Source organism: Streptomyces sp. NBC_00005 (assembly GCF_045160215.1).
Lineage (GTDB): Bacteria > Actinomycetota > Actinomycetes > Streptomycetales > Streptomycetaceae > Streptomyces.
Map to the genome: position 1 here is coordinate 3,682,193 of NZ_CP108316.1, position 23,318 is coordinate 3,705,510.

Consider the following 23,318-nt stretch of genomic DNA (forward strand, 5'->3'; position numbering starts at 1 on the left):
ACACGCGGGACGCTCCGGTCGTCGGGGTCACGCGCCGGTTGCGCCTGTCGTAAGGATCACGTTGCGCAACGGCTCCCGGTTCACGAATCGGGTCAACTGGTCCACAAGGAGTCGCTTCGCCCGGGGCAGGAACGCGGACGTGGGTCCGCCGACGTGGGGGCTGATGAGAACGCCGTGCGCGCGCCACAAGGGGTGCTCCCTGGGCAGCGGTTCGGGGTCGGTGACGTCGAGGGCGGCGGTGATGCGGCCGCTCTCCACTTCGGCGAGCAGGGCCTTGGTGTCGACCACGGGCCCGCGGGAGACGTTCACGAGGAGCGCGCCGTCCTTCATGCGCGCGAGGAAGTCGGCGCCGACCAGACCACGGGTGGTCTCGGTGAGGGGCGTGACGAGGACGACGACGTCCGCTTCGGGAAGCAGCGCGGGCAGATCGGTGAGCGGATGCACCGGGCCGCGCGCCGTGGTGCGTGCGGAGCGCGCGACGCGCGCCACCCGCGCGACCTCGAACGGAATGAGCCGGTCCTCGATCGCGGATCCGATCGATCCGTATCCCACGATGAGGACGTTGCGGTCGGCCAGCGCGGGCCGGAATCCGCCGAGCCACTCCCCGCGGCCCTGGGCGCGCACGAAGTCGGGGACGCCGCGCAGCGAGGCGAGGATCAGCGTGAGCGCGAGCTCGGCGGTGCTCGCCTCGTGCACCCCGCGCGCGTTGCACACCCGCACGCCGGGACCCAGGTGCTTCAGGCCCGGTTCCAGGCTGTCGATGCCGGCCGACAGCGTCTGTACGACCTGGACGCCGCTCAACTCGGGCAGGGGGCGTACGCCCACGCTCGCGGGCTTCATGTAGGGAACGACGTAGTAGGCGCAGTCGGCCGGGTCCGCGGGGAACTCCTCGTCGCCGTCCCAGAAACGGTAGTTGGGGCCTTCGGGAAGCCCCTCGATGGTGTCCGGCGGGATCGGAAGCCACACGTCAGCAGTCATGTCAGGAGGCTATGTCAGGGTCGCGGGAGCGCAGAGGTTAGGTTGGGGGGCCAGGAGAGGGAGGGTCACGAGCAGGTGGAGCGCAGGACGATCGGCGCGGGGGCACTCGCGGTGGGGGCCGTCGGCCTTGGGTGCATGCCGATGAGCTGGGCGTACAGCGGGTCGCGGCAGCGGGGCGACGAGTCGCTGAAGGCGGTGCACCGGGCGCTGGACGCGGGTTCGACGCTCCTGGACACGGCCGACATGTACGGCCCGTTCACCAACGAGCTGCTGGTGGGGCGGGCGTTGAAGGAGCGCCGCGAGGACGCCTTCGTGTCGACCAAGGTGGGGCTGCTGGTGGGCGAGCAGCACATCGTGGCCAACGGCCGCCCCGGCTATGTGAAGCGCGCCTGCGACGCGTCGCTGCGGCGCCTGCAGACGGACGTCATAGACCTCTACCAGCTGCACCGCGAGGACCCCGAGGTCCCCGTCGAGGAGACGTGGGGCGCGATGGCGGAGCTCGTCCAGGCCGGAAAGGTACGGGCGTTGGGGCTGTGCGCGGTCGGTGCGCGCGGCGGCCGCCGGTCCGGCGGGCGGCTGCACGACGCGACGATTCGGCAGCTCCAGCGGGTGCAGCAGGTGTTCCCGGTGAGCGCGGTGGAGGCCGAGTTGTCGGTGTGGTCGCCGGAGGCTCTGGAGTCCTTGCTGCCGTGGTGCGAGGCGCGCGGCGTCGGCTTCCTGGCCGCGATGCCGCTCGGCAACGGTTTCCTGACCGGCACCCTCACCCCCGGCGAGGGCTTCGAACCGGACGACGTCCGCGCCCGCCACCCCCGTTTCACCGCGGAGATGATGGCCTCGAACCAGCCGATCGTGGTCGGCCTGCGCCGCATCGCGGCCCGGCACGGCGACGAGGTCACGCCGGCCCAGGTGGCCCTGGCCTGGGTGCTGGCGCAGGGACGGCACGTGGTCGCGGTCCCGGGCACCAAACAGGAGCGGTGGGCGACGGAGAACGCGGCGGCGGCTGCGTTGCGGCTGGAGCCGGAGGACCTCGCCGAGGTGGCGCAGCTGCCGAGTGCGCGGGGATCCTGGGACTGAGGACAGCGGACGCGAGACCGGAAGCGGACGGGTGGCCGCGGTCCCCCGCGGATTCGGGATCTGTTGATCGGGAACCTGCGGGGCGCGAGCGGTGTAAGACAAGTAGAACCTGCCGCTGGACCGCCGCTCGAAGGGACCAAGATCGTGCTACGACGAGTTGTGCCGACCGTGTTGGCCACGACCGCGCTCCTGCTGACGGCCGGCTGTTCCTCCAGCGGCGGGGGTGGAGGGTCCCCGGGTGGCGATGGCGGTGCGACGCCGGGAAGTGCGACCGCGAACTCCTCCCCGGCGGAGCAGTCCACCGAGCAGGCCGCGCCCGCCAAGGGCTCGGTCAAGGTGCTGCGTACGGTCACCACGGGCCTGAACACCCCCTGGGGTCTCGCCCCGCTCCCGGACGACAGCGCCCTGCTCGTCGCCTCCCGGGACAAGGGGACGATCACCAAGGTCGACGCGAAGACGGGCAGGAAGACCGAGCTGGGCACGGTGTCCGGGGTCTCCCCGGCGGGCGAGGGCGGCCTGCTCGGCATCGCCCTCTCCCCGGACTACGCCTCGGACCACATGATCTACGCGTACTTCACCTCGGCCTCGGACAACCGCATTGTCCGCATGCTGTACGACGCCAAGAAGCCGGCCGGTGAACAGCTGGGCGCGCCGGACACGATATTCAAGGGCATCCCCAAGGGCTACATCCACAACGGCGGCCGGATCGCCTTCGGCCCGGACGAAATGCTGTACGCGGGCACGGGCGAGAGCGGTGACCGGGGCCTGGCCCAGGACAAGAAGTCCCTGGGCGGCAAGATCCTCCGCCTGACTCCGGAGGGCGAACCGGCTCCCGGCAACCCGTTCCCGAACTCCCCCGTCTACACCTACGGCCATCGCAATGTGCAGGGTCTGGCCTGGGACTCCAAACAGCGCCTGTTCGCCTCGGAGTTCGGCCAGGACACCTGGGACGAGCTGAACGCGATCAAGCCGGGCGACGACTACGGCTGGCCCAACGCCGAGGGCAAGTCGTCCGACTCCAAGTACCACAACCCGATAGCCCAGTGGCACACGGACGATGCCTCCCCCAGCGGCATCGCCTACGCCGAGGGCTCCATCTGGATGGCGGGTCTGAAGGGTCAGCGCCTGTGGCGCATTCCCCTGAAGGGCACGGAGGCTTCGGCCGCCCCGCAGGCCTTCCTGTCCGGCGAGTACGGACGCCTGCGCACGGTGGTGTCGGCGGGCGGCAACAAGCTGTGGCTGACGACCAGCAACACGGACGGCCGGGGATCGCCGAAGAGCGGGGACGACCGGATCCTGGAGCTGGAGGTGAAGTAGGCGGCCTCGGTCACTCCTCGGTGAGCGCCGGCTCCTCCGACTTCTCCGGCTGACCCGGCTGATCCGGCTCCTTTGCCCCCTCCGACTTCTCCAGCTGCTCCGACTCCTGCGGCTCCTGCGGCTCCTGCGGCTCCTCAGAGTCGGGCAGTCGTACGACGACCTTCCCGGACGCGAGATCTATCGGTCCGCGCCCGGGGTCGTTGTCCCCGACGTCCTCCCGGGTCAGCTCCAGCCGCTTCTGTTCGTCGCGGGTGTGCTTGCGTCCCGGGGCGAACAGCTCCTCGAAGGCGTTGAACACGGTGTCCCCTCTCTCATCCGGCGGCCAACCGGTCCCCGTCCCCCGTCGGAAACAGCCCCAGCCGATGGGCCACGGCGGCGGCCTCTCCTCTTCCTGAGACGCCGAGCTTGGCCAGAATGTTCGAGACGTGGACGCTGGCCGTCTTCGGGGAGATGAAGAGTTCCTCGGCGATCTGGCGGTTGGTGCGGCCGGCGGCGACCAGGCGCAGGACGTCGCGTTCCCGGCTGGTGAGGCCGAGGGATTCGGCGGGATCGGCGGTCCGCCGGTCCGGGACGCGGCTCAGGGCGAGGCGGGCGCGCTGGGCGAGCAGAGTGACGGAGTCGGCGAGCGGGCGGGCGCCGAGGTGGTCGGCGACGGCGTGGGCCAGGCGCAGGAGCTCGGCGGCGCGGTCGCGCTCGTCGTCACCGCCGGCCACGAGGAGGGACTCCGCCAGGCGGTGACGGACGCGGGCGAGGTCGTATGGGCGGTCCAGGCATTCGAAGGCGGTGACCACGTCCGACCAGGTGTCGGCGGTGTCCTGGCCCTCGGCTCGGGCGAGTTCGGCGCGGACCCACTGTTCGTGGGCGAGCCAGATGGGAGCGTCGGTGGTGGTCTTCTTGGCGGCCTCGCGGAGTCGTTCGAGGACGTCGACGCGGCCCTGGGCCGCGGCGGTCAGGGCGGGGGCGTCGGCCTCGGCGGTGGCGGCGGCGAGGAGCAGGGGCCAGCCGTAGCGCTGGGTGCCGGGTGGGATGCCGGAGACCAGGACGCGGGTCAGTTCGGCGCGGGCGTCGAGGAGGCGGCCTTCGCCGGCGGCCACACCGATCTCGATGCGGGAGAGGAGGAGGGTGTGCTGAGGCATGGGATCGTGCGTGCCCAAGTAGGCGCGGGCGGCGGCCAGTTGGCGGGCGGCCTCGGGCAGGTCGCCGCGGCCGAGGGCGACGTGCGCCAGGCACACGGCGCCGCCGCCCTGGGGCTTGGCGCTGAGCCCCACGCGCAGGGCGCCCGCCGCGGCGTCGGCGGCCTCGTCCCAGCGGCCCAGGGAGTACAGCGCCTCCGAGAGGTTGGCCCACACCCAGGCCTCGGAGTCCAGCTGACCGAACTTCCGGGTGTGGGTGAGGCCCTCCTCGAGGATGGGCACGGCTTCCCGGGTGCGGCCGACCGCGTCGAGCTCGGAGGGCAGATTGACGTAGGCGCGGCCGGCGACGTACGGGACGCCTTCCTCCAGCGCCCGCTTCTTGACCTCCCGCATCTCCGCGAGGCCCGGCTCGACGGAGCCCGCGTCGACCATGAGGCCGCCGAGGGTGAGGCGGGCGTTGAGTTCGATCTCGCGGGCGCCGACCATGCGCGCGTACTCGACGGCGCGCTCGGCGGCCGAGAGGGCGTCGGGACCGGGTTCGTGGAGCATCGACCAGTTGGCGACGGTGGCGAGCACCTCGGCGTGCACCTCGGAGGGCGGCAGGCCGCGCATGAGCTGCTGGGCGGTGGCGAGTTCCTGCCATCCGTCGCCGCGGGCCAGGGCCTGCACCAGCCGCGAGCGCTGGGCCCAGAACCAGGCGGCGCGGAGCGGGTCGCCCTCCTCCTCGAGCAGATGCAGCGCGCGCTTGGTGATCTTCAGAGCGCGTTCGCGTTCCCCGGACAGCCGGCCGGCGACGGCGGCCTCGGCCATGAGGTCGAGGTAGCGCAGGGGGGTGGTGGCGGGGTCGCAGCCGCAGGGCGGATAGACCTCGGTGTAGTCGATGGGGCGCAGCCGGTCCCGCACGTCCTCGGGGGCGGTGTCCCACAGCTCCATCCCCCGCTCCAGGAGCCGGAGTTGCTCGCTGTAGGCGTGGCGGCGGCGGGCCTCGACGGAGGCGTCGAGGACGGCGGGGAGAGCCTTGGCGGCGTTGTGGGAGTGGTACCAGTAGCTGGCCAGGCGCATGACGCGCTCGTCGGCGGGGACGAGCGTGGGGTCGGCCTCGAGTGCCTCGGCGTAGCGGCGGTTGAGGCGGGAGCGCTCACCGGGCAGCAGGTCGTCGCTGACGGCCTCGCGGACCAGGGAGTGGCGGAAGCGGTAGCCGTCGCCGGCGGGCGTGGCCAGCAGGATGTTGGCGTTCACGGCGGCCCGCAGGGCCTCGATGAGGTCGTCCTCGGCGAACCGGGCCACGTCGGCGAGCAGGCGGTACTCCACGGTGGAGCCGCCCTCGGCGACGATCCGGGCGACCCGCTGGGCGCTCTCCGGCAGGCTCTCGACGCGGACCAGGAGCAGGTCGCGGAGGGAGTCGGTGAGGCCGGTGCCACAGCCCTCGGTGGCGCAGACGGCGAGTTCCTCGACAAAGAAGGCGTTGCCGTCGGAGCGTTCGAAGATGTCGTCGACCTGGGTGGGGTCCGGTTCGGAGGCGAGGATGCCGGCTATCTGGCGGCCCACTTCCTCCCGGTTGAAGCGGCCCAGTTCGATACGGCGGACGGTGCGCAGCCGGTCGAGTTCGGCGAGCAGAGGGCGCAGCGGGTGGCGGCGGTGGATGTCGTCGGCGCGGTAGGTGGCGAGGACGACCAGGCGGCCGGTGCGCAGGGTGCGGAAGAGATAGGCGAGGAGGTGGCGGGTGGAGGCGTCGGCCCAGTGGAGGTCCTCCAGGGCGACGACGACGGTGCGGTCGGCGGCGACGCGTTCCAGGAGGCGGGCGGTGAGTTCGAAGAGGCGGGCCATGCCCTCCTCGTCGTGCCGCCCACCGCTGGACTCGCCCAACTCGGGCAGGAGGCGGGTGAGTTCCTCTTCCTGTCCGGCGGCCGCGGCGGTGAGCTGGTCGGGCAGTTCGCGGCGCAGCGCGCGCAGGGCGGTGGAGAAGGGAGCGAAGGGCAGTCCGTCGGCGCCGATCTCGACGCAGCCGCCGAGCGCGACGACGGCACCCTGGCGGCAGGCCGCGGTGGCGAACTCCTCCACGAGCCGGGTCTTGCCGACCCCTGCCTCCCCGCCGAGCAGCAACGCCTGCGGCTCGCCCGCGGCAGCGCGGGCGAGCGCGTCGTTCAACGTCTTCAGTTCTTCGGCACGACCCACGAACACCGGACTGACGGACCTGGTCTCCACGAGCCCGAGCATCGCACGGGGGTCCGACAGCGCGGCACCGGTTTTCGACCGGACCGTGCTTCCGGGGAGCGCGGCGGTGCTCGGCCGACCGGTGCCCGCGGAGGGGACTCCGGCCTTCGAACGCACCGCTGCCCCCACCGCGGGGAGGCGCGGTGAGGGCGTGGGCAGGGTCTGTTTCGTGCGGTCTTCGTCCTGCCGAGGGCGGCCGTCCCCCGCGCGGCCGTCCTCCCGGAGCCCCGCGCTCACGCCGCGCGGGCGGACCGAAGCCGGCTCGGGCGCCGGCTATGGGCTTCGTCCTCCGTGGCGCGCCGGGCGGCCTCGCGGCGGGCGGCGCGGCGTCCGAGGACGGCCTCGCGGACCAGGCGCTGGTGCTGGGCCTGACGGATCAGGTCGGCGGAACGGATCTGGGAGATCTCGAACTCGTACATGTGGTGTCCCTTGTGAGGTGCGGGTTTCGGGCTTCGCTTGTTGCGATGCCTCAACCTTCGTCTCCAAGGGGGGTACGCCACATCGGGAGAGTTCCGCATCTTCGGCGGTGCCGGGGGCCTTAGATGCGCGTGAGGGGCCCCAGGGCATCCGTAAGGTGCTTACGGATGCCCTAAGACCCCTCAGTGACCTGCGGTGATTCAGCTGGCGGAAGGCAGCCCGAGCAGGACGTCGGTGTACTTGAGCACGGCCAGGAGCAGGCCGATGACGCCGAGCGCGACACCGCCCCAGGCGACCGACTTGATCCAGACCGGCTGTGCCTTGCCGGGCGCGCCGAACGCGGGCCGGGCCAGCACCACGACGCCGACGACCAGCGCGAGCAGCGCGAACACGCCGCCCCACAGCGCGGTGGCCTGCCAGGCGTCGCCGTAGCCCTCCTTGAGGAGCTTGGCGACGCCGGAGGACGACGAGGTCTGTGCGTGCAGCTGGCCGATGAGCGACTGGCGGGCGGCCGCCACGGTCCCGACCCAGCTGCCGGTCAGCGAGACGATGCCGAGCGCGGCGGAGACGACGGCGCCGGCGCCCTGTCCGACACCGGAGGGTTCCTCGCCATCGCTGCCGTCGCTCTCGACAAGGTCTGCCTCGGCGGTCGCCTCCTCGGGAGTTTCCTCGGTGGTTTCCTCGTTCGCCTCGGCTTCGGTGGTGTCCACCGTCTCCTCGTCGGACTTCACTTCGGTGGCCTCGGTTCCGGCCTCGTCAACAGTTTTGGTGGTTCCCATACCTCGCACCGTACGGACGCTGTCTGAGAGGTCTCTAAATGATCGTCGAGGCCTCTTCTTACTGATCGTTGTGCTCGGCACGCGCGCGTGCTTCACGCCACTCCGGGGCGAGGATCGACCACACCTCGAGGTCGTGCCGCACCCCACCATAGGGGTGCGCCTGGCGGCGTACGCCATCGCGGGTCATTCCGAGACGCCGGGCGACGTTCAGGCTGGGCACGTTTCCCGACGCGGCGACCCACTCGACACGGTGGATGCCGCGCTGCTCGACCGCGAAGTCGATCAGCACCCGCATCGCGCGCGTGACGAGTCCGCGCCCGACGCCGGCGGGCTCCAGCCAGCAGCCGACCTCGCAGTTGCCGTGCTCGGCGTCGAAGTTCAGGAAGAGCACGCCGCCCACGAGCTTGCCCTCCAGCCACAGGCCGTGCAGGGCGGCGGTGTCGGCGGCGCGCATGTCGGCGTACCGCTGGAGCATGGCCCGCGCGGAGGCCACGTCCGTCTCCTTGGAGCCGAACGCGATGAACTGCCCGATGAACTCCCGCCCACGATCGAGGTGCGCCAGGAACTCCTCGGCGTGCCAGGGCTCCAGGGGGCGCAGTTCTGCACCGTCACCCAGAGATATCGCGTACATCGTCTTCCCACCCCTTCGCCAGTACGTCCGCCACCTCGGCGTCCGTCGCGGCGGCCAGCCTTTCATGGGCGGCGCGGCACTCGGGCGGTTCGATGCTGATGCGGGGCAGGCGCTGGTCGAGCCAGCGGGGCAGCCACCAGTTGGCGCCGCCGAGCATGTGCATGAGGGCGGGGACGAGAAGCGTACGCAGCACGAAGGCGTCGAGGGCGACGGCGGAGGCGAGTGCGATGCCGAACATGGCGATCACGCGGTCGCCGCTGAGGACGAAGGCGAGGAAGACCGAGATCATGATGACCGCGGCGGAGTTGATCACCCGGCTGGTCTCGGCGAGCCCGACGCGGACGGCACGCCGGTTGTCGCCGGTCTCCAGCCACTCCTCGTACATCCGGCTGACCAGGAAGACCTGGTAGTCCATGGAGAGTCCGAACAGGACGGACACCATGATCACGGGGAGGAAGGGCTCGATGGGACCGGCGCGGCCGAGGCCCAGCAGCTCGCTCCCCCAGCCCCACTGGAAGATCGCGACGACGACACCGAAGGCGGCGGCGACCGCGGCGACGTTCATCGCGGCGGCCTTCACCGGTATGCCGATGGACCGGAAGGCGAGCAGCAGCAGGAGACAGCCGAGCCCGATGACGACGCCGACGAACAGGGGCAGCTTGCCGACGATGACGTCGGCGAAGTCGTCGTAGCTGGCCGTGACACCGCCGACGTGCACGTCGAGCGATGTACCGGTCTCGGCGCGCGGCAGTACCTCGGTGCGCAGCCGGTCGACGAGATCGCTGGTCTTCTGCGACTGGGGCGCGGACTCCGGGACGATCGTGAAGTACGCGGTGTCGCCGCCGGTGTTGTAGGTCACCGGGGTCACCGAGGCGACGCCCTCGGTGGTGCGGATCGTGGCGTCGAGGTTGTCGAGGGCGAGCTTGTCCTCGGCGCCGTCGACGTGCGTGACCAGGGTCAGCGGACCGTTCACGCCCGGTCCGAGTCCGTCCGCCAGCAGGTCGTACGCCTGCCTCGTGGTCGACGTCTCGGGGTCGTTGCCCTGGTCGGAGGTGCCCAGGTGGAGGGAGAGCGTGGGCAGCGCCAGGACGGTCATGACGGCCAGCGCGACGACGCCCAGCAGCTTGGGGTGCCGCTCCACGAAGGCCGACCAGCGGGCGGCGAGCCCGGTCGGCAGCTCCGGTTGGGGCCCGTGCTCCTCCAGGTGGCGCCGTTCGCGCCGGCTCAGGGCACGCGGGCCGATGAAGGACAGCAGGGCGGGGAGCAGGGTGACGGAGGCCGCGACCGTCAGGACGACGGTCAGGGAGGCCGCGATCGCGACCCCGTTGAGGAAGCTCAGCCGGAGGATCAGCATCCCCAGCAGGGCGATGCAAACGGTGGCACCTGCGAAGACTACGGCGCGTCCCGTGGTCGCTACGGCGTTGGTGACCGCCTCGGTGACCGACAGCCCGCGCTTCAGTCCGCGCCGGTGTCTGGTCACGATGAACAGCGCGTAGTCGATGCCGACGCCGAGCCCGATCAGCATGCCGAGCATGGGCGCGAAGTCGGCGACGGTCATGGCGTGCCCGAGCAGCACGATCGCGGCGTACGCGGTGCCGACGCTCACCAGCGCGGTCGCGATGGGCAGCATCGAGGCGGCGAGCGAGCCGAAGGCGAGGAACAGGACGACGGCGGCGACGGCCACGCCGACGATCTCGGCGACGTGGCCGCCCGACGACTCCGTGAGCGCGACGGCACTGCCGCCGAGCTCCACCTGGAGTCCGTCGGCCCGGGCCGCCTCGGCCGTGTGGACGACCGCCTCGACCTCGGACTTCTTGATGTCCTCGGCCCGGTCCTCGAAGGTGATCGTGGCGTACGCCGTGTGCCCGTCGGCGCTGATCCGGCCCGCTCCCTGGCCGTCGTAGGGGCCGACCACGGACGCGACTCCGGGCAGGTCCGACATCTGCTCCAGGGTCTCCGTCATCGTCTGCTCGACGTCGGCGGCGCGGACGGTGCCGGACGTGGTGTGCCAGACGACGGTGTCGCTGTCGCCGCCGGAGCCCGGGAATCCGTCCTGCAGCAGCTGCATGGCCCGGCCGGACTCGGTGCCGGGAGCCTCGTAGTCGTTGGAGTAGGCCGAGCCGGTGACGGCTGCGGCCGCGGTCAGACCGCCGAATGCGAGGAGCCACAGCAGGACCGCGACGAGGCGGTGCCGAACACACCAGCGTGCAAGGGCTGCCACAAACGTGCTCCCAGAGTGGATTTGTGGATCTTTGACCGGGAACATTCGTTCATGAGGTGAACCGCCCGCAAAGAACGCATGAGCAATGCGAAGACCACTCTTGCAGGCGAAAGTGATCGTTTACCGCGTTCGTGCGTTTATTCACAGGAGTGGGAGCCAGATCACAGGACAGTAACGATAACTCTGTCACCTCAGTCGAACTGGTCCCCCAGCGCCATCACCATCGCCCCGACGATCAGCAGCCACAGCGCCCGCCGGGTACGCCCCCGGGACCCCAGCACAGCGGCGAGCGCGCAGACTCCGGCGCCGAAGGCGTAGGCGGTCGGCACGAGCGCGGGAGCGGATCCCATGGCGCGGAGCGTCGACGCGGCCAGCCCCGCGAGAGCCAGCAGCACACCGGTCCCGGCCGCCGCCCAGCGGGCCCGCCGCGCGTCCTCGGCCGGATCCACGGCGTCGTGCAGCTCGGACATCTCGGAATCACCGCGTCCACTCATGGCGGGCGAGCGTAGCGCCTCCGCCTGAGAATCCCGGTGCGAGGCGTCGCGGGCAGCTGTTAGCGTGCGCCCGTCCACCGCCCCCGGCTCCTCGCCGACGACCGAAGCGGGTGCATTGTTTGAAGGTCCGACCGAGCTCCTACGCATCTCTTTCCACTACGAAGGACTCAAGGAGCCCGTTCACCGATGTCCGACATCACACCCAGGACCTCGAACGACCTCACTGACCGTGTGACCCACCCGAGTTACCCCCGCAGCAGCCGCTACGACGCCCGCTGGACCGTTGACAACCAGATGGGCCCACACGCGCTGTGGCTGCTCGAGTGGCTGGCCCCCGCGCTCGGGCTGGAGGAGCTGCGCCCCGGCGCCCGCGTCCTCGACCTGGGCTGCGGCCGCGCGATGACGTCCGTCTTCCTCGCCAAGGAGTACGACGTCCAGGTCACCGCGGCCGATCTGTGGGTGAAGCCCGACGAGAACGCCGTACGCATCGCCGAGGCGGGCGTCGCCGACCGCGTGCTTCCCGTGTTCGCCGAGGCGCACGACCTGCCCTTCGGCGAGGGCAGTTTCGACGCGATCGTCTCCATCGACGCCTACCAGTACTTCGGCACGAACGACCTGTATCTGGCCGAACTGACGCGGCTGTTGAAGCCGGGCGGGCGGATCGGGGTCGTCGTACCGGCACTGCGTCAGGAGCCGGAGGGCACCGAACCGCCGGAGCATCTCGAGCCGTGGTGGGAGCCCGGCTTCTGGTGCTTCCACTCCCCCGACTGGTGGCGGCGCCACTGGACGCGCAGCGGGGCCGTAGAGGTCGAGGCGGCCGACTGGCAGCCGGAGGGCTGGCGGGACTGGCTGCTGTGGTGCGACGTGGTCGCCGAGGAGAGCACGGACGACTTCCACGTGCGGATGTCTCGCCGAAGCGCGGAGATGCTCCGCGTGGACGAGGGGCGTGCGCTGGGTTTCGTACGGCTCGTGGGCCGCCGCGTCTGATCGCACGCACCGGCCCGTGACACACCTGGGGGGATGCACCGACTGCGGTGCATCCCCCCAGGGTTCGGGACTACCGGCCTCAGCCTTCGCTGACGCCCAGCTTCTCCAGGATCAGTTCCTTGACGCGGGCCGCGTCGGCCTGACCCCGGGTCGCCTTCATGACCGCGCCGACCAGGGCGCCGGCCGCGGCCACCTTGCCGCCGCGGATCTTGTCGGCGATGCCCGGGTTGCCGGCGATGGCCTCGTCGACCGCCGTACCCAGCGCCGAGTCGTCGGAGACGACCTTCAGGCCGCGCTTCTCGACGACCTCGTCCGGGGTGCCCTCGCCCGCGAGGACGCCCTCGATGACCTGGCGGGCCAGCTTGTCGTTCAGGTCACCGGAGTTGACCAGCGCGGTGACCCGGGCGACCTGCTCCGGCGTGATCGACAGCTCGTCGAGCGACTTGGCGGACTCGTTGGCGCTGCGCGCCAGTTCGCCCATCCACCACTTGCGGGCGGAGGCCGCGTCGGCACCGGCGTCGATCGTGGCGACGATCAGGTCCAGCGCGCCGGCGTTGAGGATCGCCTGCATGTCGAGGGCCGTGATGTCCCACTCGGCGACCAGCCGGTTGCGGCGGGCCAGCGGCATTTCGGGCAGCCCCGCCCGGATCTCCTCGACCCACTCGCGCGAGGGGGCCACCGGCACCAGGTCCGGCTCGGGGAAGTACCGGTAGTCCTCGGCCTCTTCCTTCACGCGGCCCGAGGTCGTCGACCCGGTGTCCTCGTGGAAGTGGCGGGTCTCCTGGATGATCGTGCCGCCGCTGTTCAGCACGGCGGCGTGCCGCTGGATCTCGAAACGGGCCGCACGCTCCACGGACCGCAGCGAGTTGACGTTCTTCGTCTCGGACCGCGTGCCGAACTTCTCGCGGCCGTGCGGGCGCAGCGACAGGTTCACGTCGCAACGCATCTGGCCCATCTCCATACGGGCCTCGGAGACGCCGAGCGCCTTGATGACCTCGCGCAGCTCACGGACGTAGGCCTTCGCGACCTCGGGAGCACGCTCGCCCGCACCCTCGATCGGCTTGGTGACGATCTCGATGAGCGGGATACCGGCGCGGTTGTAGTCGAGCAGCGAGTGCGAGGCGCCATGGATACGGCCGGTCGCGCCGCCCACGTGGGTCGACTTGCCGGTGTCCTCCTCCATGTGGGCGCGCTCGATCTCCACGCGGAAGGTCTCACCGTCCTCCAGCTGTACGTCGAGATAGCCGTTGAAGGCGATCGGCTCGTCGTACTGGGAGGTCTGGAAGTTCTTCGGCATGTCCGGATAGAAGTAGTTCTTCCGGGCGAAGCGGCACCACTCGGCGATCTCGCAGTTCAGCGCGAGACCGATCCTGATCGCGGACTCGACGCCGATCGCGTTGACGACCGGGAGCGCGCCGGGCAGGCCGAGGCAGGTGGGGCAGGTCTGCGTGTTGGCGTCCTGACCGAGTTCGGTCGAACAGCCGCAGAACATCTTGGTCTTGGTGCCGAGTTCGACATGGACCTCGAGGCCCATGACGGGGTCGTACGACGCCAGCGCGTCCTCGTACGACTCCAGGTCGGTCGTGGTGGTCACGGTGAAACTTCCCTCTCAGCCCAGCAGGACGTCGTCGTCGCCCAGCCGCTTCAGCTCGCGGTACAGGATGGCGAGGCCGGTGACGATGCCGACGGCGGCGACCGTCGCGTCGATCAGCCGCAGCGTGTCGTTCTCGGCCTTGGCCTTCTTGATCCGCTTGGCGACACCGAACGCGCCGACGGCGGTGGTGGCAATGGACACGTACGTACCGGACTTGGACTTCTTGAAGTCCTTGGCCTTGGACAGTGCCTTGGTCACAGCGACGGAGCCTCCTCGAGGAGCGGGTGCCCCCACTTTTCCACGAAGGCGGCCTCGACGGCGGCGCCGACCTTGTAAAGACGGTCGTCCTTCAGGGCCGGGGCGATGATCTGCAGACCGACCGGGAGGTTGTCCTCCGGAGCGAGACCGCAGGGCAGCGACATGGCCGAGTTGCCCGCGAGGTTCGTGGGGATGGTGCAGAGGTCGGCCAGGTACATCGCCATCGGGTCGTCGGCGCGCTCGCCGATCGGGAAGGCGGTGGTGGGAGTCGTCGGCGAGACGATGACGTCCACCTGCTCGAAGGCCTTCTCGAAGTCGCGCGTGATGAGCGTGCGGACCTTCTGGGCGGAGCCGTAGTAGGCGTCGTAGTAGCCGCTCGACAGCGCGTACGTGCCGAGCATGATGCGGCGCTTGACCTCGGGACCGAAGCCCGCCTCGCGGGTGATCGAGGTGACCTCCTCGGCCGAGTGGGTGCCGTCGTCGCCGCTCCGCAGGCCGTAGCGCAGGCCGTCGAAGCGGGCGAGGTTGGACGAACACTCGGACGGGGCGATGAGGTAGTACGCCGACAGCGCGAGGTCGAAGGACGGGCAGTCCAGCTCGACGATCTCGGCGCCCAGCTCCTTGAGGAGGGCGACCGACTCGTCGAAGCGCTGGATGACACCGGCCTGGTAGCCCTCGCCGCGGAACTGCTTCACGACGCCGACGCGCATGCCCTCGACGCTGCCGTTGCGGGCGGCCTCTACGACCGGCGGGACCGGCGCGTCGATCGACGTGGAGTCCAGCGGGTCGTGCCCGGCGATGACCTCGTGCAGAAGCGCCGCGTCCAGGACCGTACGGGCGCAGGGCCCGCCCTGGTCGAGGGAGGACGAGAACGCCACCATGCCGAAGCGGGAGACGGCCCCGTACGTCGGCTTCACACCGACCGTGCCGGTGACGGAGGCCGGCTGGCGGATGGAGCCGCCGGTGTCGGTGCCGATGGCCAGGGGGGCCTGGAAGGAGGCGAGCGCGGCGGACGAACCGCCGCCCGACCCACCGGGGATCTTGGTGAGGTCCCAGGGGTTGCCGGTCGGCCCGTAGGCGCTGTTCTCGGTGGAGGACCCCATGGCGAACTCGTCCATGTTGGTCTTGCCGAGGATGACGACGTCGGCGGCCTTGAGGCGCTTGGTGACGGTCGCGTCGTACGGCGGGATCCAGCCCTCGAGGATCTTCGAACCGACGGTCGTCGGGACGCCCTCGGTGGTGAAGATGTCCTTGAGCGCGAGCGGGACGCCGGCGAGCGGGCCGAGCTTCTCGCCCCTGACCCGCTTCTCGTCGACGGCGCGGGCCTGCGCGAGGGCGCCCTCGCGGTCGACGTGCAGGAAGGCGTGCACCTTCTCGTCGACGGCCTCGATGCGCGCGAGGTGGGCCTCGGTGACCTGGACGGCCGTGAGTTCGCCGGAGGCGATCTTCTCGGCGGTCTCGGCGGCCGTGAGCTTGATGATGTTGACGTGGTCCGTCATGGCGGTTAGTCCTCCCCCAGGATCTGCGGCACCTTGAAACGCTGCTGCTCCTGGGCCGGGGCGCCGGAGAGCGCCTGCTCGGGGGTGAGCGACGGACGGACCTCGTCCGCCCGCATGACGTTCGTCAGCGGGAGCGGGTGCGAGGTCGGCGGTACGTCTTGGTCGGCGACCTCGCTGACGCGGGCGACCGCGCCGATGATGTCGTCCAGCTGTCCCGCGAAGTGTTCGAGCTCTTCGGGCTTCAGCTCCAGACGCGCCAGCCGGGCGAGGTGGGCGACCTCCTCGCGCGTGATGCCAGGCATGCAGCGTTCCTCTGGGGTGAGTGTGTTGGGTTTGGCCCAATCCTATGGGGCGGGGGCCCTTGACCGTGAAACGGTTTCCCGGACCCTACGCCCACGAGGCACCCGGTGCCCGGCCCGGTCACCGGGTGGAGGGCATGCCGCCGGTCGCCGTGGCCAGTGGCGAGGGCAGACCCGACGGGCGACGTCCACCCCTGCGTGGGCCCGCACGAGTGGGCGGGCGGGAGGTCTGCCCGGCGGTCTACTCGTCGGTCGCCGCTGCCGGGAGCGCCGCGCGAGGCCGTTGCCAGCCACGCGAGCCGCGGGCCCGCAGCCACGCCGTCGTCTCCTCGGCCGGCATCGCCGCGGCCACCAGCCATCCCTGTACGGCGTCGCAGCCCATGTCGCGCAGCCGCTCCCAGGTCTCGTCGTCCTCGACGCCCTCGGCGACGACCAACAGGCCGAGCGAATGCGCGAGATCGACCGTGCAGCGGACGATCTCCGCGTCCTCCGTGTCGACGGCGAGCCGGGCCACGAAGGAGCGGTCGATCTTCAGCTCGCTCACCGGCAGCCGCCGTAGATGCACCAGGGACGAGTAGCCGGTGCCGAAGTCGTCCAGGGACATCTTCACGCCGTGGCCGGTCAGGCCGGCCAGCGTGTCGGCGGCGCGCTGGGGGTCCTCGAGCAGGACGTGTTCCGTTATCTCCAGTTGGAGCGCTCCCGCCGGGACTCCGTGCCGGGCCAGCCGCGCGGCGACGGAGCCCGCGAAACCGGGCGTGTGGACGTCGCGGGGCGAGACGTTGACCGCGACCGGCACGAACAGGCCCTGGGACCGCCACCGGGCCACCTGCCCGAGCGCCGTCTCCAGCACGTACTCCGTGAGATGCGGCATCAGACCCGAGGACTCGGCGATCGCTATGAACTCGTCCGGCGGCACCTTCCCCCGCTCGGGATGCACCCAGCGCACCAGCGCCTCGAGCCCGGCCACCTGACCGTCGAAGCGGACCTTGGGCTGGTAGTGCAGATGTACCTCGTGCGCGTCGAGGGCGCGGCGCAGATCACCCAGCAGTCCGAGCCGGTCCGGGGTGTTCGAGTCCCGCTTGGACTCGTACACCTCGACGCCCGTACGGTCCCGCTTCGCCTGGTACATCGCCACGTCCGCCCGCCGCAGCAACCCCTCGGCGTCCAGGGCGTGGTCCGGGAAGACGGCGACTCCGGCGCTGGCCTCCAGGACGAGGGTGAGCCCGTCGAGGTCGAGCGGGGAGCTGAGCGCGGCGACGAGCCCGCGGGCCAGTCGGGTCGCGGACGTCGTGGAGTCGGCGACCGGCAGTAAAACGGCGAACTCGTCGCCACCCAGCCGCGCGGCCTCCGCTCCGCGCGGCAGTGCGAGGCGCAGCCGGTCGGCTATCTGCAGGAGCAGCCGGTCACCGGCGAGATGCCCCAACGTGTCGTTGACCGACCGGAAACGGTCCAGGTCGATCAGCATCAGGGCGGAGCGGGCGCCGATGCGTTCGGCGTCGTCCAGCGCGGTCCAGATGCGCTCCAGCAGCCACTGCCGGTTGGGCAGTCCCGTCAGCGGGTCGCGCAGCTGCTCCTCGGCCCGCGCGCGGGCTATCCACAGAGTGGAGTCGAGGGCGATCAACGGGATGGAGAACAGCGGCAGCAGCACCGGCTCGGCGGCGGCGACCACACAGATCAGCGGGGCGATGCCGAGCAACGCGACCGCGACCAGGCCCTGTCTGACCAGGGCGGTCCGGGCGACGGTGGGCAGACCGCCGCGGCGCGGTGCGTGCAGATACCAGAGCAGGGTGCGGGTGACCAGGAGGTACGCGATGGCGACCAGCACCACCTGGGGCGCTGTGTAGAGGGTCCAGGTGTCGGGGATCCAGGGCTGCTCCACGGACGGCACGCGCCCGAAGGCGCCGAGCACCAGGGCTCCGGCGCCGATGCCGAGGATGTCCACCGCGCCGTGCAGGACGCCCTGGCGCCAGCGGTTGCGGCGGGCTATGCCGACCAACACGACGACGGTGAGGCTGACCATGCCGGCGGGCACCCAGCCGTAGAGCATCAGGACGGCGAGGGTGAGGGCGGCGCCGGAGCCGGTGCCGCCCCACCAGCGGGAGCGGCCGAGCATGACCAGGTGGCCGACGATGATGCCGGTCAGCACGGCCAGCGCCCAGCCGACGGTGCCGGACGGGAAGAGCGCATGGGTCCCGGTGAACGCCCGGTAGAAGCCGGCGCCGAGGACGAAGGCGGCCGCCGCGACGACCGCCGCGGGCAGCGCGGGCCAGGACAGGTGCCGTTCGTGTTCCGCGTCCGGCAGTCCCGAAGAGTGGTCGGTCGTGAGGTGCGGGGCGCGCCCGTCCGTCGCGGTGTACTGTCCGGTGGCGCGCCCCTCCGCGCCCGGACGCTCCGAAGGCCGCCCGGCCCACCGGCTCGCCCGCCACGCGTCGGTGACCCGGCGCAGCCGTGAGTCAGGGGCGGCGCTCTCGGTCGGTTCCATTCCCGTCCCTCTCACAGCCGGCGGTGCCCACGCCACGCGGCCCGATGCCCGACAACCATCAACGGCACCGCGTTGGAAAACCCTTCCCCTTGCTCGTCAAGAGCAAGGGGATGCCCCAACCGCAGCTGGGCACGGCAGGTGCACACCTCAACAGTAGGCCGCAGAAGGCTTCCACGGGCAGCGGTCGTCGACGGTTGCCCGAATGCGCCCCGGCCACCCGTATGCATCTGGTATGCGCCGATCGGGTGGCCTTCAACCGCTACTCCTCTGTGGGAAGCGCAACTTCGGCCGCCGCGTCCGGCCCCTGTTCCAGCAGGACGTTGAAGCCCTCCTCGTTCAGAACAGGCACTTTGAGCTGCATCGCCTTGTCGTACTTCGAACCAGGATTGTCACCCACCACTACGAAAGAAGTCTTCTTCGAAACAGAACCGGTCACTTTCGCTCCGCGGCTCTGCAGCTCTTCCTTGGCGCCGTCGCGGGTGAAGTGTTCGAGAGTGCCGGTGACGACGACCGTAAGCCCTTCCAGGGGACGCGGGCCTTCGTCCTCACCGGAGCCCTCTTCCTCCATGCGGACGCCGGCCGCCTTCCACTTGCGGATGATCTCCTGGTGCCACTCCTCGGCGAACCACTCCTTGAGGGAGGCGGCGATGATCCCGCCCACGCCGTCGGTGTTCGACAGCTCCTCCTCGGTGGCCTGCTCGATACGGTCGATGGAGCGGAACTCGCGCGCCAGCGCCTCGGCGGCGACCGGGCCCACGTGACGGATCGACAGGCCGGTGAGGATGCGGGCGAGCGGGCGCTCCTTCGCCGCCGCGATGGTCTCCAGCATGGCGAGGGCGTTCTTCTTGGGATTGCCCTCCTGGTTGGCGAAGACCGTGGCGATCTTCTCCTCGCCGGTCTTCGGGTCGCGCTTGGGCAGGCCGCTGTCCTGGTCGAGGACGTACGCCCTGATGGGCAGCAGCTGCTCGATGGTGAGGTCGAAGAGGTCGCCCTCGTCCTTCAGCGGTGGGTCGGCGGGCTCCAGCGGCTTGGTCAGGGCGGCTGCGGCGACGTATCCGAAGTACTCGATGTCCAGGGCCTTGCGGCCCGCCAGATAGAACAGGCGCTCGCGCAACTGGGCCGGGCAGGCACGGGCGTTGGGGCAGCGCAGGTCGACGTCGGCCTCCTTCATCGGCCTGAGCGCCGTACCGCACTCGGGGCACTCGGTCGGCATCACGAACTCGCGCTCGCTGCCGTCGCGCAGGTCGGCGACCGGTCCGAGGATCTCCGGGATGACGTCACCGGCCTTGCGCAGCACCACGGTGTCGCCGATGAGGACGCCCTTGGCCTTCACCACGTCCTGGTTGTGCAGCGTGGCGAACTCGACCTCCGAACCGGCCACCGTGACCGGCTCGACCTGGGCGTACGGAGTGACCCGGCCCGTACGACCCACGCCCACGCGGATGTTGATGAGCTTGGTGTTGACCTCCTCCGGCGCGTACTTGTACGCGATCGCCCAGCGCGGCGCGCGGGAGGTGGAGCCGAGTCTGCCCTGCAGCGGGATCTCGTCCAGCTTGACGACGACTCCGTCGATCTCGTGCTCCACGGAGTGGCGGTTCTCGCCGTAGTACGCGATGAACTCCCGTACGCCGTCGAGGCCGTCGACCACCTTGTTGTGCCGGGAGGTGGGCAGGCCCCAGGTCTTCAGCAGGTCGTAGCCCTGGGAGAGGCGGGTCAGGCCCTCGAAGCCCTCCAGGACGCCGATGCCATGGACGACCATGTGCAGGGGGCGGGTCGCGGTGACGCGGGGGTCCTTCTGGCGCAGTGAACCCGCCGCAGCGTTGCGCGGGTTGGCGAAGGGCTTGTCGCCCGCCTCCACCAGACGGGCGTTGAGCTCCTCGAACTTCTCCATCGGGAAGTAGACCTCGCCGCGGATCTCCACGAGATCGGGGACCTTGTCGCCCTGAAGACGGTCCGGAATCTCCGTGATCGTCCGCACGTTGGGCGTGATGTCCTCGCCCGTACGGCCGTCGCCGCGCGTCGCCGCGCGCGTGAGGCGGCCGTGCTCGTAGGTGAGGTTGACGGCGAGACCGTCGACCTTGAGCTCGCACAGGAGGTGGTGGACGGACCCGCCGACGTCCTTCGCGACGCGCTCGGCCCAGGCAGCCAGCTCCTCGTCGCTGAAGGCGTTGTCCAGGGAAAGCATGCGCGAGCGGTGCTCGACGGAGGTGAACTCCGTCTCGTACGCCCCCGCGACCTTCTGGGTCGGCGAGTCGGGCGTGCGCAGCTCGGGGTGCTCCTCCTCCAACGCCTCCAGGGAGCGCAGGAGTTTGTCGAAGTCCGCGTCACTGATGACCGGAGCGTCGTTCACGTAGTACCGGAAGCGGTGCTCCTCGATCTGCTCAGCGAGCTTCGCGTGCTTCTCCCGTGCCTCGGCGGGCACCGTCGTCTCCGCTTGCTTGTCGCCGGCCACCGTAATGTCCTCCCGTTACTCTGGGTTGTCCGCGAGGGATCTCGCCGCCTGGACGCAATGGGCGAGGGCCTTGCGCGCGTAGTCCGGGGAGGCCCCCGCGAGTCCGCACGACGGCGTGACCGTGACCGCCTCCGCGAGCAGCCCCGGTTGCAGCCCCAGCCTGCGCCACAGCGTCCTGACACCCATGACGCTACCGGCAGGGTCTGACAATCGACTGTCCGTGCCCGGCACGACACCGGCGAACAGCCGGGTCCCCGCTTCCACCGCCTCGCCGATCACGTCGTCGTCACGCTCGGTGAGGAGCGAGAAGTCGAAGGAGACCGCCGCCGCGCCCGCCCGGCGCAGCAGGGCGAACGGGACGTCCGGTGCGCAGGAGTGCACCACGGCGGGGCCGCCGGTGTGAACCCCGACGACGTCGCGGAGCGTGGCCTCGACGAGCTGGCGGTCGACAGCACGGTGAGTGCGGTAGCCACTCGCGGACTTCACATGGCCGCGGAGTACGGCCACGAGGGAGGGCTCGTCGAGCTGGAGGACGAGTTGTGCGCCGGGGATGCGTCGCCCCACCTCCTCCAGATGCAGCCGCAGGCCCTCGGCCAGGGAGGCGGCGAGGTCGCGGCAGGCGCCGGTGTCGGAGAGAACCGCCTCGCCGTTCTTCAGCTCCAGCGCGGCGGCGAGCGTCCACGGCCCGACCGCCTGCACCTTCAGCGGCCCCTCGTATCCCTGCGTGAACTCCTCCAGCGCGTCCAGGTCCTCACCGAGCCAGGACCTGGCCCGCTTGGTGTCCCGCCCCGGTCGGTCACCGATCCGCCAGCCGCTGGGCTCCACGCGCGCGTACAGCTCGACGAGCAGGCCGGCGGTCCGGCCGATCATGTCCGCGCCGGGGCCGCGGGCGGGCAGTTCGGGCAGGAACGGGAAGTCCTCGAAGATGCCGGTGACGGTCTTGGCGGCCTCGCGGGCGTCGCCGCCGGGCAGGGAACCGATGCCGGTGGCTGCGCCGAAGCTGAACGGGGTGTTGGTGCTCACCCCCGAAGCCTACGTAACCCCGCGGTGGGGGCGCCGTCCCTGGGGCTGCCGCCCCCGGACCCCCGCTTCGGCCTGAACGGCCTCGTCCTCAATCGCCGGACGGGCTGAAAGACACCGCCCGGCGCCAGGACGTCGCCGTCAGCTCCCCGGCCGTACCGTCAGGTCGTTGATCTCCGCATCCCTCGGCAGGTCGATCGCCATCAGGATCGTCGTCGCGACCGACTCCGGGTCGATCCACTTCGACGCGTCGTACTCCTTGCCCTCCTGCTGGTGGACCTTCGCCTGCATGGGGCTGGCGGTGCGGCCGGGGTAGACCGAGGTGACGCGGACGCCGGCCGCGTGCTCCTCGTGGCGGAGCGAATCGGCCAGGGCCTTCAGGCCGTGCTTGGACGCCGCGTACGCGGACCAGTCGGCGTGGGCGTTGAGGCCCGCACCGGAGTTGACGAAGACCACATGGCCCCGGGCGACCCGGAGTTGGGGCAGGAAGTGGCGGGTCAGCTCGGCCGGGGCGATCAGGTTGACGTTGAGCTGGTGGCGCCAGGACCTGGGGGTCAGGTCACCCACGGGGCCCAGGTCGACCACGCCCGCGATGTGCAGCAACGAGTCCACACGGCCCGGCAGCGTCTGGTGCGAGAAGGCCCAGCTCAGCTTGTCGGGGTCGGCCAGGTCGCCGACGAGCGTCCGGGCGCCGGGGTACTCGGCCGCCAGCTCCTTCGCACGGCCGGCGTCACGCGCGTGCAGGACGACCTCGTCCCCGCGCGCGTGGAGGCGGCGGGCGACCGCCGCGCCGATGCCGGAGCCCGCTCCGGTGATCACATGTGTAGCCATGCCCGCCATGCTCGCATCACGCCCGTGTCATGCGATGCCCTGGTCCGCGGCGGGAGCCGCTGATGTCACAGCCTCCAGGTACGCCAGCGCCCCCACCGGCTCCTCCGCGAAGAACACCAGGTCGGTGAGCGGAAGGGGCAGGAACCCCTCGTCCTCCATGCGCCGGAACTGCTCCTTGAGTCCGTCGTAGAAGCCCGCGGTGTTGAGCAGGACCACCGGCTTGTCGGTGTGCCCGTGCTTCTTCAGTTCCAGGATCTCGGTGGCCTCGTCGAGCGTTCCGGTGCCGCCCACCATGATCACCACGGCGTCGGCCTTCTCCAGCAGCAGCCTCTTGCGCTCGGCGAGGTCCTTCGCGATCACCATCTCGTCGGAGCCCTTCCGCGCCTTGGCCGCCAGGAAGTCCACGGAGACCCCGCAGAGCCGGCCTCCCGCCTCCTGCACGCCGTCGGCGACCACCTTCATCAGCCCGACGTCCGAGCCGCCCCAGACGAGCGTGTGCCCGCCCTTGCCCAGCAGTTTCGCGAAGTCGCGCGCGGGGCGTGTGTAGCGGTCGTCGAGGTCGGCGGCGGAGAGGAAGACGCAGATTCGCATGAAGCCACCGTACGCCGGAAGAACCGGGCGCCTGCGAGCGCTGTTCA

General features: G+C 70.8%; 20 protein-coding genes. 3 read left to right on the top strand and 17 right to left on the bottom strand.

Features of this window, described 5'->3' with window-relative positions; genetic code table 11:
- Positions 1–27 precede the first annotated feature (27 nt).
- Positions 28–978, bottom strand: coding sequence for a 2-hydroxyacid dehydrogenase (locus OG303_RS16810; protein WP_405869195.1), 951 nt, complete (start codon positions 976–978; stop codon positions 28–30).
- A 75-nt stretch (positions 979–1,053) separates the two neighbouring features.
- On the opposite strand from OG303_RS16810, the gene OG303_RS16815 reads away from it, so the two are divergent.
- Positions 1,054–2,052: an aldo/keto reductase gene (locus tag OG303_RS16815; RefSeq protein ID WP_405869196.1), complete on the top strand. Its 999-nt coding sequence runs from the start codon at positions 1,054–1,056 to the stop codon at positions 2,050–2,052.
- A 159-nt stretch (positions 2,053–2,211) separates the two neighbouring features.
- Positions 2,212–3,369: a PQQ-dependent sugar dehydrogenase gene (locus OG303_RS16820; protein WP_405877308.1), complete on the top strand. Its 1,158-nt coding sequence runs from the start codon at positions 2,212–2,214 to the stop codon at positions 3,367–3,369.
- Between the two features lie 10 nt (positions 3,370–3,379).
- Here the strand turns inward: OG303_RS16820 and OG303_RS16825 are convergent, their stop codons facing one another.
- From OG303_RS16825 to OG303_RS16855, 7 genes are all read right to left on the bottom strand, one after another.
- Complete coding sequence (locus OG303_RS16825; protein WP_405869197.1) at positions 3,380–3,667, bottom strand: DUF6191 domain-containing protein; 288 nt, start codon at positions 3,665–3,667, stop codon at positions 3,380–3,382.
- 13 nt (positions 3,668–3,680) lie between these two features.
- Complete coding sequence (locus OG303_RS16830) at positions 3,681–6,719, bottom strand: AAA family ATPase (protein ID WP_405877310.1); 3,039 nt, start codon at positions 6,717–6,719, stop codon at positions 3,681–3,683.
- A gap of 230 nt (positions 6,720–6,949) precedes the next feature.
- Positions 6,950–7,135 (bottom strand): hypothetical protein, encoded by a 186-nt coding sequence (locus OG303_RS16835; protein WP_405869198.1) that lies wholly within the window; start codon positions 7,133–7,135, stop codon positions 6,950–6,952.
- 198 nt (positions 7,136–7,333) lie between these two features.
- Positions 7,334–7,912 (bottom strand): hypothetical protein, encoded by a 579-nt coding sequence (locus OG303_RS16840; protein ID WP_405869199.1) that lies wholly within the window; start codon positions 7,910–7,912, stop codon positions 7,334–7,336.
- 58 nt (positions 7,913–7,970) lie between these two features.
- Complete coding sequence (locus OG303_RS16845; protein ID WP_405869200.1) at positions 7,971–8,543, bottom strand: GNAT family N-acetyltransferase; 573 nt, start codon at positions 8,541–8,543, stop codon at positions 7,971–7,973.
- Positions 8,521–10,764 (bottom strand): MMPL family transporter, encoded by a 2,244-nt coding sequence (locus OG303_RS16850; protein WP_405869201.1) that lies wholly within the window; start codon positions 10,762–10,764, stop codon positions 8,521–8,523. Before OG303_RS16850 ends, OG303_RS16845 begins: the two co-directional genes overlap by 23 nt.
- Positions 10,765–10,955: 191 nt before the next feature.
- Positions 10,956–11,258 (bottom strand): hypothetical protein, encoded by a 303-nt coding sequence (locus OG303_RS16855; RefSeq protein WP_405869202.1) that lies wholly within the window; start codon positions 11,256–11,258, stop codon positions 10,956–10,958.
- A gap of 186 nt (positions 11,259–11,444) precedes the next feature.
- On the opposite strand from OG303_RS16855, the gene OG303_RS16860 reads away from it, so the two are divergent.
- Positions 11,445–12,245, top strand: coding sequence for an SAM-dependent methyltransferase (locus OG303_RS16860; protein WP_405869203.1), 801 nt, complete (start codon positions 11,445–11,447; stop codon positions 12,243–12,245).
- A gap of 79 nt (positions 12,246–12,324) precedes the next feature.
- Here OG303_RS16860 and gatB read toward each other — a convergent pair whose 3' ends face one another.
- From gatB to OG303_RS16905, 9 genes are all read right to left on the bottom strand, one after another.
- Positions 12,325–13,839 (bottom strand): Asp-tRNA(Asn)/Glu-tRNA(Gln) amidotransferase subunit GatB, encoded by a 1,515-nt coding sequence (gatB, locus tag OG303_RS16865; protein ID WP_405869204.1) that lies wholly within the window; start codon positions 13,837–13,839, stop codon positions 12,325–12,327.
- A 15-nt stretch (positions 13,840–13,854) separates the two neighbouring features.
- Positions 13,855–14,097: a hypothetical protein gene (locus OG303_RS16870; protein ID WP_405869205.1), complete on the bottom strand. Its 243-nt coding sequence runs from the start codon at positions 14,095–14,097 to the stop codon at positions 13,855–13,857.
- Positions 14,094–15,596, bottom strand: coding sequence for an Asp-tRNA(Asn)/Glu-tRNA(Gln) amidotransferase subunit GatA (gene gatA, locus OG303_RS16875; RefSeq protein WP_405869206.1), 1,503 nt, complete (start codon positions 15,594–15,596; stop codon positions 14,094–14,096). The genes OG303_RS16870 and gatA overlap by 4 nt, the downstream gene beginning before the upstream one ends.
- A gap of 5 nt (positions 15,597–15,601) precedes the next feature.
- A complete protein-coding gene (gene gatC, locus OG303_RS16880) occupies positions 15,602–15,898 on the bottom strand; it encodes an Asp-tRNA(Asn)/Glu-tRNA(Gln) amidotransferase subunit GatC (RefSeq protein ID WP_007384860.1) in 297 nt (98 codons plus the stop codon).
- Positions 15,899–16,136: 238 nt separating this feature from the next.
- A complete protein-coding gene (locus tag OG303_RS16885) occupies positions 16,137–18,377 on the bottom strand; it encodes a putative bifunctional diguanylate cyclase/phosphodiesterase (protein ID WP_405869207.1) in 2,241 nt (746 codons plus the stop codon).
- Positions 18,378–18,636: 259 nt separating this feature from the next.
- Positions 18,637–20,829 (bottom strand): NAD-dependent DNA ligase LigA, encoded by a 2,193-nt coding sequence (ligA, locus tag OG303_RS16890; RefSeq protein WP_405869208.1) that lies wholly within the window; start codon positions 20,827–20,829, stop codon positions 18,637–18,639.
- Positions 20,830–20,844: 15 nt separating this feature from the next.
- Complete coding sequence (locus OG303_RS16895) at positions 20,845–21,852, bottom strand: methionine synthase (RefSeq protein ID WP_405869209.1); 1,008 nt, start codon at positions 21,850–21,852, stop codon at positions 20,845–20,847.
- 138 nt (positions 21,853–21,990) lie between these two features.
- A complete protein-coding gene (locus tag OG303_RS16900; protein ID WP_405869210.1) occupies positions 21,991–22,689 on the bottom strand; it encodes an SDR family oxidoreductase in 699 nt (232 codons plus the stop codon).
- 18 nt (positions 22,690–22,707) lie between these two features.
- A complete protein-coding gene (locus tag OG303_RS16905; protein ID WP_405869211.1) occupies positions 22,708–23,271 on the bottom strand; it encodes a TIGR00730 family Rossman fold protein in 564 nt (187 codons plus the stop codon).
- Between the last annotated feature and the right edge of the window lie 47 nt (positions 23,272–23,318).